The organism is Rosenbergiella australiborealis (assembly GCF_018494035.1).
Lineage (GTDB): Bacteria > Pseudomonadota > Gammaproteobacteria > Enterobacterales > Enterobacteriaceae > Rosenbergiella > Rosenbergiella australiborealis.
Genome location: NZ_JABBFO010000005.1, coordinates 59,641 through 76,787 on the forward strand (window position 1 = coordinate 59,641; position 17,147 = coordinate 76,787).

Consider the following 17,147-nt stretch of genomic DNA (forward strand, 5'->3'; position numbering starts at 1 on the left):
TTATCATTGTCATTGCTCACGACAGTACGCTTATTAGGTTGGGATATTATGACAGCTATCGCCGTAGGAATGATTATTTTTGCCTACCTTTGTGGGTCGATATCAAGTGCCATCGTAATATGTAAACTTGCGGCACTTCCTGACCCCCGTTGTCACGGCTCGGGAAACCCTGGCGCAACCAATGTTCTGCGGCTAGGAGGACGCGTTGCCGCCCTCTGTGTACTGCTGTTCGATGTCATAAAAGGTATGCTTCCCGTATGGTTAGCGTACCGCTTACAACTCCCTTCATTCAGTCTTGGGCTGGTCGCTATCGCAGCCTGCCTTGGTCATATCTATCCGCTGTATTTCAATTTTCAGGGGGGTAAAGGTGTCGCCACCGCATTAGGCGCCATTGCACCTATCGGCCTCGATCTTAGCGTTCTGCTCATTGGAACTTGGCTTTTAACCGCCTTTCTCAGTGGTTATGCCTCGTTGGCCGCGATTATTAGTGCGCTAGTCGCTCCCTTTTACGTTTGGTGGTTTACGCCACAATTTACGTTTCCGGTCGCCATGCTCTCTTGCCTAATATTGTGGAGGCACCACGAAAACATTCAGCGTTTATGGCGAGGGGATGAAAAAAAAGTATTCAGGCGTCGACGGGATCGTGCGTTAAAAAAATAACCCGGCAAGCCGGGCTATTACAATTAAATCGGGGAGAGTTCTGACAGGGGCCATCGTGGCCGAACCGTAATACGAGTATCTGCAAGACATCCGGCTTTCAGCCTAACCATTCCCGCGTAAGCAATCATTGCACCATTATCAGTACAAAACGCTGGGCGTGCATAGAATACCTCACCCCCTCGTTTACTCATCATTATTGATAACTTCTCACGTAAATTCTGGTTAGCACTGACGCCGCCCGCAATCACAAGATTTTTAAAGCCAGTCTGTTGCAACGCCCGCTTGCACTTAATTAATAAGGTATCGACCACTGCATCTTCAAAGGCTCGGGCGATATCCGCATGAGTCTGGGTATCACTGGCATTGGCGCGAATTGTATTCGCGGCAAAGGTTTTGAGCCCTGAGAAACTAAAATCGAGCCCAGGGCGGTCAGTCATTGGCCGCGGAAATGTAAAACGCCCGACAGTCCCCGTCGCGGCCATTTTCGCTAATCGTGGCCCGCCGGGATAATCTAGCCCCAATAATTTTGCCGTCTTATCGAAGGCTTCACCCGCCGCATCATCAATCGACTCACCGAGCAACGTATATTCACCAATCCCTGTAACGCTGATCAGTTGCGTATGCCCCCCCGAAACTAAGAGCGCCACAAAGGGAAATGAAGGAGGCGTTTCTTCAAGCATCGGTGCAAGTAGGTGACCTTCCATATGATGAACGGCAATAGCCGGGACATCCCAAGCAAAGGCAAGCGAGCGGCCGACGGTCGCACCGACCATCAATGCCCCCACTAATCCTGGGCCAGCGGTATAGGCAACCGCGTCAATATCATCACTGGTTAAATTCGCTTCTTGTAACGCAGCATCGATCAACGGTAGTGTTTTACGCACATGATCGCGAGAAGCCAGTTCAGGGACGACACCACCGTAATCGGCATGCAGCGCTACCTGACTATAAAGTTGATTGGCAAGTAACCCTGTAGCATCATCATAAATGGCTACACCAGTCTCATCGCACGATGTTTCTATACCTAATATACGCATGATCATTCCCCTCACTCATTGCCGCGCAGTGTAACACAGCCATTCATTAAGCGAATAATGCTTAGGCCCCGCAATTAAATATTTATCGACCTTGGCAGGGTTGTTAGGCTATAATTTTCGCCTTCCTAAAACCGGCATCCACTGCACAGGCATTGTTCCGTTGGTTTGAAATTGTTCATGGTGCTTTACTTTACAGCTCATGTTGAAGTAAAATGCTGCACCATTTTGAAATATGCTGGCGAGACAGCCAGTCAAAAATCGAATTTATCGAGGTAAGAGTTACATGCCGGTAATTAAAGTACGTGAAAACGAGCCATTTGACGTAGCATTACGTCGCTTCAAGCGTTCCTGTGAAAAAGCAGGCGTTCTGGCTGAAGTTCGTCGTCGTGAGTTTTATGAAAAACCTACGACTGAGCGTAAGCGCGCTAAAGCGTCTGCTGTTAAGCGTCACGCCAAAAAATTGGCTCGCGAAAACGCACGCCGCACTCGTCTGTACTAAATAGTACGGAGAAGTTCTCTTCTCCATTGCGTTATTAACGCAGACAGAGTCAAGTATCAGGCCGTGCTTTCCGAAAGGAAGCGCGGCTTATTGTCGTTTGTAAGCAGAAAAAACAGGTGTCATGGCTGGTAGAATACCGAGTAGTTTTATCAATGACTTATTAGCGCGAACCGATATTGTCGACATCGTCGATGCACGGGTACGTCTTAAGAAACAAGGTAAAAACTTTCACGCTTGCTGCCCTTTCCATAATGAAAAAACCCCCTCTTTTACTGTTAACAGCGAAAAGCAGTTCTACCATTGCTTTGGCTGCGGTGCACACGGCAATGCTATCGATTTCTTGATGAACTTTGATCGCCTTGATTTTGTCGAAACGATCGAAGAATTAGCCACATTACATGGCTTAGAGGTTCCTCACGAAACCGGGCAATCCGCAACCCCTATGGAGCGTCATAAGCGGCAAAGTCTCTACCAACTGCTAGATGGATTACGTCAATTCTATCAACAATCGTTGGCAGAGCCTCAATCGACCTCAGCCTCAACCTATTTGGCTGAACGTGGATTAAGTGAAGCGGTTACCGCACAGTTTGCCATTGGCTACGCGCCAGCGGGATGGGATAACGCATTAAAACGGTTCGGTAAAAACAGCGATGATCGACAATCGCTGGTTGAAGCCGGCATGTTGGTCACGAAAGATAATGGCCAACATTATGACCGCTTTCGCGATCGGATCATGTTTCCGATACGAGACAAACGTGGCCGCGTTCTTGGTTTTGGCGGACGAGTATTAAATAACGAAATTCCAAAATATTTAAACTCGCCAGAAACTTCAATTTTTCATAAAAGCCGTCAACTTTACGGTTTGTATGAAGTCAGCCAAGCCCACAGTTCGCCCGCGCGGATTTTGGTGGTCGAAGGCTACATGGACGTTGTTGCTTTAGCGCAATACGGTGTCGACTATGCTGTCGCTTCGCTAGGTACCTCAACCACCAGTGAGCATATTCAATTACTCTACCGCAATACTGAGAGTATTATATGTTGCTACGATGGTGATCGCGCAGGCCGGGAAGCTGCTTGGCGAGCCTTAGAAACGGCTCTCCCTTATTTAAGCGATGGCCGACAACTTAAGTTTATGTTTTTACCGGAAGGTGAAGATCCCGATACTCTGATACGCCAAGAAGGTAAAGCGGCGTTTGAGCAACGAGTCAGTGAAGCCACCAGCTTATCCGATTTTTTATTTGATAGCCTGTTATCACAAGTGGATCTTAGTAGCCGAGAAGGAAAAGCGCGGTTAAGTCACTTAGCCATACCGCTTATTAATCAAGTTCCCGGGGGGACGTTACGCATCTATTTGCGCCAAGTCCTTGGACAGAAGCTCGGTATTCTCGATGACCAGCAGTTAGAAAAACTATTACCGCAACAAGGTACTAGCTCTTCTCTAACGCCAGCGCCAGCATTGAAACCGACAACAATGCGTGTGTTGATTGCCTTACTGCTGCAACGTCCAAGCCTAGTGAGTACAGTGCCAGTATTAGATGCATTAAAAGAGGTTAAGTTACCCGGCTTACCTCTCTTTCACGAATTAGTGAGTTTTTGTCATGCACACCCAGGAGTGACCACCGGACAGCTCTTGGAGCATTATCGTGATAACGAAATGCGCCAGACCCTTGAAACCCTGGCGACATGGCACCATATGATTGTAGATGAAGAAGTTGAAACCGTTTTTATTGATTCATTAGCCAGTGTTTATAACATCGCGCTAGAACAACGTTTAGAGTCGTTAATCGCCCGCGAACGTACGGTCGGTTTAAGTAAAGAAGAGCGGCAAGAGCTACATGCCCTCTTGACTGCACTCGCGAAAAAATAGTTTCGATTGCAGCAAAGATTCAGTCATCACTCTGACATAATGTGTAGAGTGCAACTATAATGACAGATACACAATTGCTAAAAGCACCATTATCCTGCGGCTTAAGTGCCGATTATTGAGGGCTGATGCCCGTCGCTGCGCAAAGGCTGCAGCCCCTGAAACGCCTTTACAGATTAATTGGTTCTGCCAATTACCTCTTTATACTAACAGAAGTGTGGATACCGTCTTATGGAGCAAAACCCGCAGTCACAGCTTAAGCTACTTGTCACCCGTGGTAAGGAGCAAGGCTATCTGACCTATGCTGAGGTCAATGACCATCTGCCGGAAGATATTGTCGACTCCGATCAGATTGAAGACATCATTCAGATGATCAACGACATGGGTATTCAGGTGGTTGAAGAAGCCCCTGATGCCGATGACTTGATGTTGAATGAAAATAGCACGGACACTGACGAAGATGCCGCAGAAGCCGCAGCTCAGGTGCTCTCGAGCGTTGAATCGGAAATTGGCCGTACCACTGACCCAGTCCGTATGTATATGCGCGAAATGGGTACCGTTGAACTATTAACCCGTGAAGGTGAAATCGATATCGCGAAGCGTATCGAAGATGGGATTAACCAAGTCCAATGTTCGGTTGCTGAATATCCAGAAGCTATTACCTACTTACTGGAACAGTACGACCGAGTGGAAGCTGAAGAAGCAAGACTCTCCGATATTATTACTGGATTCGTCGATCCAAATGCTGAAGAAGACATTGCACCGACCGCGACTCATGTCGGATCAGAGCTGTCTGAAGAAGACCGTGAAGATGACGAAGATGAAGACGAAGACGGTGATGACGATAGCAGTGAAGATGATAACTCGATTGACCCTGAGTTAGCACGTGAGAAGTTCGCGGAGCTACGGACTCAGTACGAAACGACGCGTGATGTCATCAAATCGAAAGGCCGCAGCCACAAAGATGCGATTCAAGAAATCAATAATCTTTCTGAAGTATTCAAACAGTTCCGCCTAGTGCCTAAACAGTTTGATTATTTAGTCAACAATATGCGTCAAATGATGGATCGCGTTCGCCTGCAAGAACGTACCATTATGAAGATCTGTGTTGAACTCAGCAAAATGCCGAAAAAGAATTTCATTACGCTATTCACCGGTAATGAAACCAGCTCTACTTGGTTTGAAGCCGCATTAGCGATGAAAAAACCTTGGGGCGAAGCCTTAAAAGAAAACGAAGAAGAGATCCAACGTTTTGTTCAAAAACTGGTTCAAATCGAAGCGGAAACTGGGCTAACGATTGAACAAGTGAAGGACATCAACCGCCGTATGTCGATTGGTGAAGCGAAAGCTCGCCGCGCGAAAAAAGAGATGGTTGAAGCTAACTTGCGTCTGGTAATCTCTATTGCCAAAAAATACACCAACCGTGGCCTGCAGTTCTTGGATCTTATCCAAGAAGGTAATATCGGTTTGATGAAAGCAGTAGATAAATTTGAATATCGTCGCGGTTATAAGTTCTCAACTTATGCAACGTGGTGGATTCGACAAGCCATTACGCGTTCGATTGCTGACCAAGCAAGAACTATCCGTATCCCTGTGCATATGATTGAAACGATTAATAAACTTAATCGTATTTCACGGCAAATGCTGCAAGAAATGGGTAGAGAACCATCGCCGGAAGAGTTGGCTGAGCGCATGTTAATGCCGGAAGATAAAATCCGTAAGGTATTAAAAATCGCCAAAGAGCCTATTTCGATGGAAACACCTATTGGTGATGATGAAGATTCTCACTTAGGCGATTTTATCGAAGATACGACTCTTGAGCTGCCATTAGACTCGGCAACCTCAGAGAGCCTACGCTCGGCAACCCATGATGTTCTCGCCGGTTTAACCGCGCGTGAAGCGAAAGTATTACGTATGCGTTTCGGTATCGATATGAACACTGACCATACGTTAGAAGAAGTGGGTAAACAATTTGATGTGACGCGTGAACGTATCCGTCAGATTGAAGCGAAAGCGCTTCGTAAATTGCGCCATCCAAGCCGTTCTGAAGTTCTACGCAGTTTCCTTGATGAATAACTCACGCTAACTGCTGATGAAGCCCTTCCTTGTGAAGGGCTTTTTTTTATGACAACGCTGCGATTTGTCACACCAAGATCAATTTAGTGCAGGCAACACTGCTTAAATTTTTTGCCGCTGCCACAAGGACAAGGATCATTACGACCAACCTTAGTTTCAGCAATTTTAGGTTGAGGTGTATTTTGCTGGGCATAAAACAGCCAATACTGATAGAGATCTAACACTGCCGACGGAAGTGCCGCAATATTGCTCTCGAACTGCTCGGCGCTCAGTGCATTGACCTCTTCTGCATGATCTTCAGTACCATGTAAGGCAATAAGTTGATACGCCGGTTGTAGCTGCTCAGAGACCGGTGGTAAGTTTACCAAACCAATACCACGCATATATCCATAACACCAATCGTCAATGACGGTGAACACTTGCCCTTCGAGCTCTTGCTCGCCGAACAGAGGTTCAAACTGTTCAGGAAAATCGACTAAGCGCTCTTCAATATCAGCCATATGCTGAAAAGTAAGATCCATAAAGCGATCACGTTCACGGCTGTTTCGCCACTGCGGAATATGTTTCTCTCCTCCCCAAAGCGCGACCATCCAAAATTCGGGTTCAAGCGCAACAGGTGCAGAGAGGATAGCAGTCAGGTATCCATCAAGTTCGGAAACATCAATCACTGAATTATCGCTAGCATAGTGCTCTAACGTATCATCAAGCCATTGCAATTCGTTTTCTGTGAGTGGGCCTTGTTTCATTTTCTCTTCTCCGCCAATACACCAGGCGCAAACAGCGCCTGAAAGGCTCATCATAACAGTGAAGTGAATAACAACCTAAAATTAGCCCATTAACAATGGCGATTATTCGACACTCGCGGCGGGAATACCTTCAGCCTTAAACTGTTTTTCAGCGGCTTTAGGCAGTACGATGTTTAAAAATATCGCGACAATTCCTCCACTCGTCACCGCACCATGTAAAAGAGTCTGTAAAAAAATCGGTAGCCCATGAATAATTTGCGGTTCTGCTTCTATCCCTAATCCCACACCAAAGGCAATGGCGATAATCAGCATACTACGATTATCAAGTGCTTCACGCGTCATAATCCGAATACCCGCGGCAATCACATTACCGAACATCACCAGTGTCGCTCCCCCCAATACCGGTTTCGGTAATTGTTGGAGTAGATGGCTAAACATTGGGAAGAAACTGAGCAGTAACAATAGGCCGCCGATCCAGTATCCGGCATAGCGGCTGGCCACTTGCGTCATTTGAATAACACCATTGTTTTGAGCAAAAGTCGTATTTGGAAAAGCGTTGAAGGTCGCGGCAATCAGACAACTCACGCCATCGCCAATAATCCCCCCTTTGATCCGTTGGGCAAATTCCGGGCCTTCAAGAGGTTGCTGGGAGATCATACAGTTTGCCGTTAGATCCCCTACCGCTTCGATAATCGCAATCAATGCCACTAACGCAATGGGAAAGAACATACTCCAGCTAAAAGCAAAGCCAAAACGGAAAGGAATCGGTAACGTTACCGCAGGACCCAGCGTGGTAAGCTGCGGGTGGAAACTCCCTTGAAACACAGCAATAATTGAACCGATAACAATACCACTGACAATGGAGGAGAGTCGTAACCAAGGAGATTTGCAGCAATTGAACGCAATAATAACGGCTAAGGTAATTGCCCCAAGCAGTAAATGAGAAGGCGCACCAAAATCTTTCGCCGCAACCCCACCCCCCCAATCAGTGATGCTGACTTTGACCAAGCTAATACCAATAAGCACAATCACGATACCCGTCACTAACGGGGTTAAGATTTTCGCAAAAAGATGAATAAATCTGCTGACAATAATTGGGATTAACGCGGCAACGAGGCTTGAGCCGAAGATCATAGCTAAAATATCTTCAGGCAGTGCCCCTTGTTGCTTCATGGCTAGGCCTCCTGAAATAATGACGCCTAAGAACGCGAAGCTCGTACCTTGTAAACAGATCATGCCAGCACCCACTTTCAGAAAACGTCCTGCCTGCAATAGCGTGCCTAAGCCCGATGCAAACAAAGACATACTAATAAGGTAAGGGAGATAGCTATTCAAGCCTAATGTCGAGCTGATGATGATGGGGGGAGTAATCACCCCAACAATACTCGCCAATATATGTTGGATAGCGGTAAAGAAACCGGCAGCCAAAGGCATTTTATCGTTCAAGCCATAGAGTAATTGATGTTGGCGAGCGGGCTGTTGCATGATCTAAGCTCCAAAAGTTGCAATGAAACGATTTTTGCAATTTTTAGGCCAAGCCAGAAATAATAGGTTATAAAAACCATAACACGATGAAAATTAACCCTTAATTTTGAAACAAAAATATCAAAAAAAATCACCTTACCAGTATAAGGTGAATGTTTGCGCTATTTTTATGCATCAAAACATGGCGCTGCACCAAAGGGTGGCAACTTAACAGGTCGCCGATGCCTTAATCTCCCTGAATAAATATTGATACCACTGCATAAGACGCTTTCGCTGTGCCGGGGTTTGTGGATAGATGCGTCGAAACGCAATGCCTTCAACCATAATCGCAATCAACTCAGAGCTATCCGCTAGATATTCATCATTAACCTCGGGGATTTGCCGACGGATCATGGCAGCAGCTTCCGTTTTCATCTGTTGATCTGCCTGCTGTAAAATGGCAAGTAATCTCGGGTTACGTAACGACTCCGCATTAATTTCCATCAGTAAAGCATCGTCCAATCGTTGTGCTGCGTGAGGCGGGATCTCTGCCGCCAAACGCTCTGCTTTATCATCTAAATTATGATTTTCTTCGAGGAATGCGGCGACTCTTTCGCAAATAATTTGGTTAACAACCGCTTCAATAATTTCTTCTTTATTTGTGAAGAGACGATAGATTTGGCCAACACTGAGTGCAGAGGCTTTTGCGATAACCGCTAACGTTGTGCCGTGTAACCCATTTTGTTGAAAACTTTGTCGTGCAATCGCGATTAGCGCTTCCTTGCGCTGTTGTTGTCGAGAGGATAACGCCTTATTTTCCATCATAGTTCAATCTGTCCTCGCCGGTCAGTCTGCTCAGTGCCATCCACCGCCGAGTACCTTGTATAGCGTTACTTGCTGTGCCAGGGATGAAGAGAGTACGGTAATGTAAGTTTGCTGTGTTGAGTATAAAGAACGTTGCGCTATCAGTACATCAAGATAACTATCGATGCCGTCTTGATAACGACGCTGCGCTAAAGCGTAATTATGTTGGTTAGTGGCGACATCCACGGCACGAAGCCCCACTTCTTGCTGATAGGTTTCTCTGCCCACCAGCGCATCCGAAACCTCTTGAAAGGCAACCTGGATCGCTTTTTCATACGCCGCCACATCGCTGCGTGCCGTTACTGTCGCTAAATCGAGGGCGGCTCTATTTTTCCCGCCCTCGAAAATAGGGACTGAGAGCGTAGGCATAAAGGTCCACCCTCCGGTTCCCGCACCAAGTAGCTGAGAAAGTCCACCAGAGAGGCTTCCTCCCGTCGCCGTCAGAGAAATCGAGGGGAAAAAAGCAGCGCGAGCCGCACCAATATTTGCATTGGCCGCTTTAAGCGTATGTTCAGCGGCTAAAATATCGGGACGCCGTGTTAAGACCTGTGACGGTAACTCACTGCTTAATGCCGGGAAAACGTGCAGGTTACTGAGGCTTGAGGTAGAGGCAATATTCGTCGGCAATGTGGTTCCCAACAAACGTTGCAATGCGTAAGCGGCCTGTCGACGTGCACGATCGTAAGCAACGATATCGGCTTGTGCTTGCACTAATGCAGTACGTGCTTGTAATTCGTCTTGTTCTGTCACCAGACCGGCTGCTAATCGTTTTTGGACTACATTAAACGATGCTTGCTGACTGGCCGCCGTATTGATTGCCAATTGATGAAGGTCACTATCGGTCGCCAAGGTGATATAGGCGCTCACCACCTGGGCCACCAATGACAGTTGCGTGGCTTGCTGGGTGGCTTGGTCACTGAGATACTGTTCGAGAGCGGCTTCTCGTAAATTTCGTAACTTACCGAAAAAGTCGAGCTCCCAGCTGGCCGAACCTGTTGCCTCGTACTGTTGATAAGTCACAGGGCCAGTGCTCTGTGTCGAATACAGATTACCGGGTAAATGTTCCGCCGTCTTCGTCACTGTGCCAGAAATTGAGGGGAGAAGATCAGCTTGCGTCATTCCTAGCTGTGCACGTGAGGCTTCAACATTCAATGCCGCAATACGTAAGTCACGATTATTTTCCAAAGCCAGACGAATAAGCTGCTGTAACTGAGGATCGGTGAAAAACTGTGACCATCCCAGTGAAGAGGCTTGCGCCCCTTGCACTGACTTCTCTTGCCATTGTGGCGTAATCGGTGCTTGAGGGCGCTGATAGTGTGGGGCAAGGTTACACCCACTGACTAGCAGAACTCCCGCAAGGCTAAGGGTAAGCGATAACGATCTATTCATGAGGATTATCCTGAGCAGTACCTAATACTTGAGTGATTTTTTTCGTTATAGCCATCACGCCGACATAAAAAAGCGGCACCATAAAAATGGCAAGAAAAGTGGCAGAGAGCATACCGCCGATGACCGCTGTGCCAATCGAGTGCTGACTCCCCGCCCCCGCACCACTTGAGAGGCTCAAGGGTAACACTCCCAAAATAAAGGCCATTGATGTCATAATAATCGGCCGAATACGTAAACGTGCTGCCTCTACTGCGGCAACAACAACCCCTTTGCCCTGCTCATGGAGTTCTTTGGCAAACTCGATAATTAAAATCGCATTTTTGGCCGCCAAACCAACCGTGGTTAATAAACCCACTTGGAAGAAGACGTCATTGGCAATCCCCCTAAGCATCACGGCAGTCACCGTGCCGATCACTCCCAGAGGTACCACTAACAGCACAGCGAAAGGAATAGACCAACTTTCATAAAGCGCCGCAAGGCAGAGGAAAACAATCAGTACAGATAGACCATACAGCAGTGACGTTTGGCTCCCCGATGCCTGCTCTTCATAAGAGAGACCGTGCCAGGCAATGGTATAACCCTGTGGAAGTTTAGCGGCAATCTCTTCAACTGCTTTAACCGCATCGCTGCTGCTATAGTCAGTGGCGGGAGAACCTTGAATATTCACTGCCGATATGCCGTTAAAACGCTCATAGCGCGGCGATCCCATTGACCAGTAACCGCCCCCAAAAGCAGAGTAAGGCACCATCTGATCGTGGCTGTTACGTACATACCACTTATTGAGATCTTCCGGGGTAACGCGTGATGTTGCTCGCCCTTGCAGATAAACATTTTTAACACGGCCGTTGTACAAGAATTGATTCACATAACTACTGCCCCATGCCGCCGACAACGTACTATTAATATCACTTTCAGACAGTCCCTCTGCTTTGGCTTTTTCGTCATCGATAGTCAGCTGGTATTGTGACTCATCATCCATGCCGTTATGCCGAACCATCGATAAACGGGGATCTTTATTCGCCATCGTCAGAAACTGCTGCATAGTTTGCATCAATGCCGCATGTCCTTTGTTACCCTGATCCTCCAGATACAGATCAAACCCGCTACTATTGCCAAGCTCCATTACCGCAGGTGGGACCATCACGATGATTTTTGCTTGGCTATCATGTGAAAAATGTGCCATAGCACGGGCCGCTATCGCTGAAACATTCTGACTAGCTGCCGGGCGATCCTTCCACAATTTTAGCTTCACAAAGGCGATAGCCCCATTTTGCCCACGGCCCGCAAAGCTAAAGCCATTCGCGGCAAACACAGAGTCGACATTCGCTTTTTCTTCCGTTAAGAAATAATCATCTATCTGCTTAATCACCGCTTGTGTCCGCTGTGCCGACGCATTTTGTGGCAGTGTCGCTTGCACCATTAATATCGCTTGGTCTTCTTCTGGAAGAAACGTGGACGGTAAAGAGATAAATAAATAGACCGTACCGGCAACGACTCCCGCATAGAGCAGTAAAAATAGCGCCCGGCGCTTTAGTACACCCTCAACGCTTCGGGAGTAGGTGTCAGTGCCGCGTTCAAAAGCGCGGTTAAACCACCCTGATAGCCCTTGCTGTTTTTTCTGATGATTAACCGGCTTTAATAACGTCGCACACAACGCAGGGGTGAAAATCAAAGCAGCGAGAACAGAAAGCGCCATCGCCGAAACAATGGTGACCGAAAACTGCCGATAAATAATCCCTGTCGAGCCACAGAAAAAAGCCATCGGTAATAGCACGGCACTGAGCACCAATGCGATACCAAACAACGCGCCCTGAACTTCTTGCATCGATTTTAGCGTAGCGGCTTTGGGTGAGAGTCCCTCTTGTTCCATCACCCTTTCGACGTTCTCTACCACGACAATAGCATCATCGACTAACAGACCAATTGCCAACACCATACCAAACATCGATAAGGTATTAATGGAGTAGCCAAAAAGGTAAAGAACACAGAACGTCCCCATTAAGACAATAGGAACCACGAGTGTCGTGATCAGCGTGGCACGCAAATTTTGCAAGAAAATAAGCATGACGAAGAAGACCAGCACAATCGCCTCAATCAAGGTTTTTACCACTTCATGGATCGATGCGCTGACTACCGGAGAGGTATCGTAGGGAACCACTAACTCAACCCCTGATGGGAGAGTTTCCTTTAATTGATTAACGGTATCCCTGACTCGATTCACGGTATCCAGTAAGTTAGCCCCTGTTGCGAGACGTAGGGCGATCCCAACAGAAGGTTGTCCATTATAGGTCGATGAAATACTGTAATCTTCAGGGCCCAAATCGACATTCGCCACATCTTTAAGCCGTATTTGCGACCCATCTTGATTCACTTTCAGCAAAATGTTTCTAAACTGTTCGGCCGAATGTAAACGGGTTTTTCCTACAACCGTCGCACTGTATTGTGTGCCGGGAACGGTGGGTAAGCCGCCAACTTTGCCCGAAGATACTTGGGTATTCTGATTCTCTATCGCGGTAGAGAGATCGCTGGGCATCAGCCCATATTGAAACAGTTTGCTGGGATCCATCCAAATGCGCATCGCGTACTCCGATCCCATTACCATAAAATCCCCCACCCCTTTAGTTCGCGCGATAGGGTCTTCAAGTTTAGAGACTAATAAATCGCCTAAATCGGCATCAGAGAGCTTACCGTTTTTCGAGACTAAGCCGATAACCATCATAAAGTTAGATTGATACTTAGCTACGGTAACGCCTTGTTCTGTAACCTCTTGCGGTAAAGAGGTTTCAGCGACCGAGACCTTATTTTGCACCTGGACTTGGGCGATATCCGGGTCAGTTCCCTGTTCAAACGTTGCAATGATGGTGGCGCTGCCATCGCTATTACTGTTCGACTCCAGATAACGCAAATTATCGATACCGGTAAGTTGTTGCTCAATAACTTGCACTGCCGTGTTTTGTACCGTTTCGGCACTGGCACCCGGATAAGTAATAGTGACTGAGATGGCCGGTGGAGCAATCGAGGGGTATTGATTGACGGAAAGATTACGAATAGAGAGTACACCAGCCACGACCATCAAAATAGCGAGTACCCACGCAAAGACCGGACGATTAATAAAGAAACGAGACATGAGCTATATTTTCCTTCACTGGGCAGATTTATCAGTCATGGAAAGAGAGATAGGCGATGTAGGGGGAGACGCAGAGGCAGGCTGCGGGCTCACGGTGGCGCCAGGGGAGAGATCTTGCAAATGATCCAGCGCGATCCTATCCCCTTCTTGTAAACCTTGAGTGACTTGCCATTGCCCTTGTTGCATTTGGCCGAGCGTCAGCGACTGTTGAACCACTTTGTTCGCTTTATTGATCAGATAGACATAAGGCAGATCACGGCTATCACGTAAAATGGCTCGCTGGGGAATGACGATTCCCTTTTGTGCCACACCTTGTTTCAAGGTGGCTCGCACAAACATACCAGGTAGCAATACCGCTTCTGGATTTGGGAAAATCGCTCGCAAAGTCACACTGCCGGTACCTTCATTCACATTAACTTCTGAAAAGGCCAACTGACCGGCAAGGGGGTATTCGCTACCGTCTTCTAAACTGAGCTTAACCCCTGCCATATTATCGCCCACTTTTTCCAGTTGCCCATCACGCAAGGCTCGGCGCAGTCTGAGTAAATCGCTCGCTGACTCAGTAATATCAACGTACATCGGATTAAGCTGGGTAATGGTCGCTAATGCCGTGCTCTGATTAGCCGTCACTAATGCCCCCGGTGTCAGTGAAGAACGTCCTATCCGGCCGGAGAGGCTGGCTCGAACTTGGGTATAGGCGAGATTTATTTTCGCCGTATCCCGGTCAGCCTTCGCTTGTAAATAGGTCGATTGAGCGGTTTGCAGATCTTGCTGACTAATCGCTTGGTCCGCCGCTAAGCGCTGATAACGCTGATAGATACGCTGACTATCACTATACTTGGCATTAGCCTTTTCCAGTGCAGCCTGATAAGTCGATGGATCAATCAAATAAAGAGGCTGCCCGGCTTCAACATTTGTTCCTTCTTTAAATAAGCGTTTAATCACAATCCCCCCGACTTGAGGGCGGACTTCCGCCTCTTGGGCAGACGAGACACGACCTGGTAAATCAGCGGCAATCGTTACGGGCTGTGCAACGACCGTTTCTACTGAGACATTAAGCGGCGTAGTCGCAGAAGGCGTCTGCGAAGCATTATCGCAGGCGGATAAAAAGAAGGTGACGCAAAGAAGTGAATGCCTGAGTGTCATAATAGTCTACCCTAAAAATGAGAATGATCATTCTCATTCCCGATGACTATTGACTCAAGACACCTAACCGATATTTTCGATAAAATTACGCTTTGCTAATAAAAAACAAAAAAACCCGGCGATAGCCGGGCTTGATAGTCAAGACAGGGACTATTTTTTCCCTTCTTCACCACTACGTAGTCGTTCAACTTCTGCATGTTGTTGGCGTACCGTGTCTTTAATTTCTTCATCATGGTGAGTATTCACTTTTTTCACCACGACCTCTTCTACAACATGGGCGGTCTTATTGACGACCGGTTTTTCAGCCAGTTCATCGACCACAACGCTCTTATCACTCCAATCAATCTCTTTGTCGGTGACTGGGCGATTTACTGTGTTACGAACCACTTCGGCATGCTGCTCTCGCAAGTTAACGGTTTGCGAAACATTTTCAGTCGTGACGTAACGACGAATACGTGTCGTACCCTCTTTCACTAAGCGTTTACCGACTTCTAACTCTTCCTTCGCTAATTGCAGGATTTCATCTTTAGTTTCATTGCCGGTCAGCGGTGGGCGAGTATCGCGAGGCTTTGCTGCCACTGGCGCTGCGGCGGTTTCAGTGCCACGAGCCTTCGCCGGTACATCGACTAATTGGTGACGGTTAAGAATAGCGAGCGCTTTTGCATGCTCATCTTCACCTTTAGCAACAACGGTTAATACTGCGCCGTTTTTATGCAGTGCTTCGCTATAAAGCTCTGCATGCTCTTCTTCAACATCGTTTCCAAACAGGCGTTTCCAAATACTCGTGTCTTTGAAAACGGTGCTGTCGCTGTCTAAATCGCGACCATGAATCACACTGATGTCGCTTTCATTAAAGTCAGCTTTGATGAGATTACGTTCAGCCGCTTGTGCATGTTCAAGAGTATCAAATAATGTAACAATTTTTTCGCTAGACATACTTTACCTCATTCATCGGTGAATATTCTTTTTTCAGAGATAGTTTGATATCTCACTGTTTCTTCGGATGTAAATTCATTAATAACATGATGACTTTCTATTCTAATCTCCTCCTTAAGATATATTTTCTTGATAATTTCAATATGCTCTTCAAAAATAGGAATAATTTTTACACCATTTTCTTCACGAACTTCAGGGGGAGAATTAATATATTCCCCGATAGGTACGCGTTTAATTTCCGCATATTGACTCATCAAACTTTCATTAATCGGAACTTGTTTAGATTCCGTTTTTCTTTCAACATGAAATTGACTTTTTACGTATTGTTGCTTAGTAACTTCGATACTTTCCTTAGCCAGAGGAACAATCTGTTCCTCTGAATTTTCATCGGGAGTGTTTGTTATTTCTGGAGGATGTTCAGAATTCATCACACTTATTCCCTACTGATTTATTGAGCGGCTTTAATTTGTAACGCTACGCGGCGATTTATATCACGACCCTGTGGAGTGTCGTTATTCGCAATCGCATGGTCTGCGCCTTGACCTTGAATAGAAACCTTAGCGGCATCAACACCATGTTGAGTTAACCAGTCTTTAATGGCATTCGCACGTTGGCCTGACAGAGGTTGGTTAATCGCTTGAGTACCCGTGCTGTCGGTATAACCCCGGATCACTACGCTATGATCAGGATGCTGACTAATTAAGTTCGCAACCTGAGTTAGCGACTGTACATCGTTGACAGAGGGCGAAGCACTGCCCGTCGCGAAACTCACTTGGTTAAGATCAATCCACGGGCTGTCCGTGTTACCCTGACCTGAATAATAGTGCTGCAGTGCGGTCAGTGCTGGGTCATTGTCTGGTGCAGCCGGAGCCTGTTCAGCGGGAGCTGGGGCTTGGGCGGCAGTATTAGTATCAGTGGTTGACGCCGGTTGCTGCGGGGCTATTGTCGCAGAGGGTGCCGGTGCGTTGTTGGCATCATTGTCATCGTGGCGATGTGTACCGAAACGAATCGCAAGAATAATAATGATGAGTGCCAATAATAACCACCATATTCCTTTACCCTTTTTCTGCTTAACAATTTTTTGATCAACAACAGGGTCCACAAATTTTTTGTCAGTTCTTTTTTCCATAAATCACCTCGGTTATTTCATCTCATCATTATAACGTTTTAAAATAGCAACTTTTCACGATTAAACGTATTAACAATAATCGTAGAACAAGCTCGAATTAGATCAAGATTCGTTATTTCGATTTTTAGTAGAAAAACCTGATAACCTTATGAAATTAATAATAGGTTTGGCATAAAAAATATTATTAGAATATTAAAGTTAAGAATTATC

At 46.7% G+C, this 17,147-nt stretch carries 14 protein-coding genes; 4 read left to right on the top strand and 10 right to left on the bottom strand.

The genetic code is table 11. From position 1 onward, the window contains the following. Window positions 1–48: 48 nt before the first annotated feature. Window positions 49–660 carry a glycerol-3-phosphate 1-O-acyltransferase PlsY gene (gene plsY / locus HGT73_RS06980; RefSeq protein WP_214213049.1) on the top strand — a complete coding sequence of 204 codons (612 nt, stop codon included), beginning with the start codon at window positions 49–51 and terminating at the stop codon, window positions 658–660. 23 nt (window positions 661–683) lie between these two features. Here the strand turns inward: plsY and tsaD are convergent, their stop codons facing one another. Beyond that, the gene (gene tsaD, locus HGT73_RS06985; RefSeq protein WP_214213051.1) at window positions 684–1,697 is read right to left on the bottom strand and encodes a tRNA (adenosine(37)-N6)-threonylcarbamoyltransferase complex transferase subunit TsaD; all 1,014 of its coding nucleotides are present in this window, start codon (window positions 1,695–1,697) and stop codon (window positions 684–686) included. Between the two features lie 283 nt (window positions 1,698–1,980). On the opposite strand from tsaD, the gene rpsU reads away from it, so the two are divergent. The 3 genes from rpsU (at window position 1,981) to rpoD (ending at window position 6,136) form a co-directional block, all read left to right on the top strand. Continuing rightward, on the top strand, window positions 1,981–2,196 hold the full coding sequence (rpsU, locus tag HGT73_RS06990; protein ID WP_001144069.1) for a 30S ribosomal protein S21: 216 nt from the start codon (window positions 1,981–1,983) through the stop codon (window positions 2,194–2,196). 121 nt (window positions 2,197–2,317) lie between these two features. Further along, on the top strand, window positions 2,318–4,063 hold the full coding sequence (dnaG, locus tag HGT73_RS06995; protein WP_214213053.1) for a DNA primase: 1,746 nt from the start codon (window positions 2,318–2,320) through the stop codon (window positions 4,061–4,063). A 228-nt stretch (window positions 4,064–4,291) separates the two neighbouring features. Continuing rightward, window positions 4,292–6,136 (top strand): RNA polymerase sigma factor RpoD, encoded by a 1,845-nt coding sequence (gene rpoD, locus HGT73_RS07000; protein WP_214213054.1) that lies wholly within the window; start codon window positions 4,292–4,294, stop codon window positions 6,134–6,136. Between the two features lie 83 nt (window positions 6,137–6,219). Here the strand turns inward: rpoD and HGT73_RS07005 are convergent, their stop codons facing one another. The 9 genes from HGT73_RS07005 to HGT73_RS07045 form a co-directional block, all read right to left on the bottom strand. Beyond that, window positions 6,220–6,882 (bottom strand): YecA/YgfB family protein, encoded by a 663-nt coding sequence (locus tag HGT73_RS07005; RefSeq protein ID WP_214213057.1) that lies wholly within the window; start codon window positions 6,880–6,882, stop codon window positions 6,220–6,222. Between the two features lie 102 nt (window positions 6,883–6,984). Further along, window positions 6,985–8,367, bottom strand: coding sequence for a uracil-xanthine permease family protein (locus tag HGT73_RS07010; protein ID WP_214213059.1), 1,383 nt, complete (start codon window positions 8,365–8,367; stop codon window positions 6,985–6,987). Window positions 8,368–8,574: 207 nt separating this feature from the next. Continuing rightward, window positions 8,575–9,171: a TetR/AcrR family transcriptional regulator gene (locus HGT73_RS07015; RefSeq protein ID WP_214213061.1), complete on the bottom strand. Its 597-nt coding sequence runs from the start codon at window positions 9,169–9,171 to the stop codon at window positions 8,575–8,577. A 30-nt stretch (window positions 9,172–9,201) separates the two neighbouring features. Continuing rightward, window positions 9,202–10,599: an efflux transporter outer membrane subunit gene (locus HGT73_RS07020; RefSeq protein ID WP_214213063.1), complete on the bottom strand. Its 1,398-nt coding sequence runs from the start codon at window positions 10,597–10,599 to the stop codon at window positions 9,202–9,204. Next, window positions 10,592–13,726, bottom strand: coding sequence for an efflux RND transporter permease subunit (locus HGT73_RS07025; RefSeq protein ID WP_214213065.1), 3,135 nt, complete (start codon window positions 13,724–13,726; stop codon window positions 10,592–10,594). Before HGT73_RS07025 ends, HGT73_RS07020 begins: the two co-directional genes overlap by 8 nt. Window positions 13,727–13,741: 15 nt before the next feature. Next, the gene (locus HGT73_RS07030; RefSeq protein WP_214213067.1) at window positions 13,742–14,872 is read right to left on the bottom strand and encodes an efflux RND transporter periplasmic adaptor subunit; all 1,131 of its coding nucleotides are present in this window, start codon (window positions 14,870–14,872) and stop codon (window positions 13,742–13,744) included. Between the two features lie 150 nt (window positions 14,873–15,022). Then, complete coding sequence (locus HGT73_RS07035; RefSeq protein ID WP_214213069.1) at window positions 15,023–15,808, bottom strand: YsnF/AvaK domain-containing protein; 786 nt, start codon at window positions 15,806–15,808, stop codon at window positions 15,023–15,025. A gap of 8 nt (window positions 15,809–15,816) precedes the next feature. After that, complete coding sequence (locus HGT73_RS07040; RefSeq protein WP_214213071.1) at window positions 15,817–16,236, bottom strand: DUF2382 domain-containing protein; 420 nt, start codon at window positions 16,234–16,236, stop codon at window positions 15,817–15,819. 20 nt (window positions 16,237–16,256) lie between these two features. After that, on the bottom strand, window positions 16,257–16,937 hold the full coding sequence (locus HGT73_RS07045) for an OmpA family protein (RefSeq protein WP_214213073.1): 681 nt from the start codon (window positions 16,935–16,937) through the stop codon (window positions 16,257–16,259). Window positions 16,938–17,147 lie beyond the last annotated feature (210 nt).

Bases quoted from the DNA above. Each gene is read 5' to 3' on its own strand.
- tsaD (WP_214213051.1), bottom strand. From the start codon at position 1,697: ATGCGTATATTAGGTATAGAAACATCGTGCGATGAGACTGGTGTAGCC.
- HGT73_RS07035 (WP_214213069.1), bottom strand. From the start codon at position 15,808: ATGTCTAGCGAAAAAATTGTTACATTATTTGATACTCTTGAACATGCA.
- HGT73_RS07005 (WP_214213057.1), bottom strand. From the start codon at position 6,882: ATGAAACAAGGCCCACTCACAGAAAACGAATTGCAATGGCTTGATGAT.
- HGT73_RS07045 (WP_214213073.1), bottom strand. From the start codon at position 16,937: ATGGAAAAAAGAACTGACAAAAAATTTGTGGACCCTGTTGTTGATCAA.
- plsY (WP_214213049.1), top strand. From the start codon at position 49: ATGACAGCTATCGCCGTAGGAATGATTATTTTTGCCTACCTTTGTGGG.
- rpoD (WP_214213054.1), top strand. From the start codon at position 4,292: ATGGAGCAAAACCCGCAGTCACAGCTTAAGCTACTTGTCACCCGTGGT.
- HGT73_RS07030 (WP_214213067.1), bottom strand. From the start codon at position 14,872: ATGACACTCAGGCATTCACTTCTTTGCGTCACCTTCTTTTTATCCGCC.
- HGT73_RS07020 (WP_214213063.1), bottom strand. From the start codon at position 10,599: ATGAATAGATCGTTATCGCTTACCCTTAGCCTTGCGGGAGTTCTGCTA.
- HGT73_RS07015 (WP_214213061.1), bottom strand. From the start codon at position 9,171: ATGATGGAAAATAAGGCGTTATCCTCTCGACAACAACAGCGCAAGGAA.
- dnaG (WP_214213053.1), top strand. From the start codon at position 2,318: ATGGCTGGTAGAATACCGAGTAGTTTTATCAATGACTTATTAGCGCGA.
- rpsU (WP_001144069.1), top strand. From the start codon at position 1,981: ATGCCGGTAATTAAAGTACGTGAAAACGAGCCATTTGACGTAGCATTA.
- HGT73_RS07025 (WP_214213065.1), bottom strand. From the start codon at position 13,726: ATGTCTCGTTTCTTTATTAATCGTCCGGTCTTTGCGTGGGTACTCGCT.
- HGT73_RS07040 (WP_214213071.1), bottom strand. From the start codon at position 16,236: ATGAATTCTGAACATCCTCCAGAAATAACAAACACTCCCGATGAAAAT.
- HGT73_RS07010 (WP_214213059.1), bottom strand. From the start codon at position 8,367: ATGCAACAGCCCGCTCGCCAACATCAATTACTCTATGGCTTGAACGAT.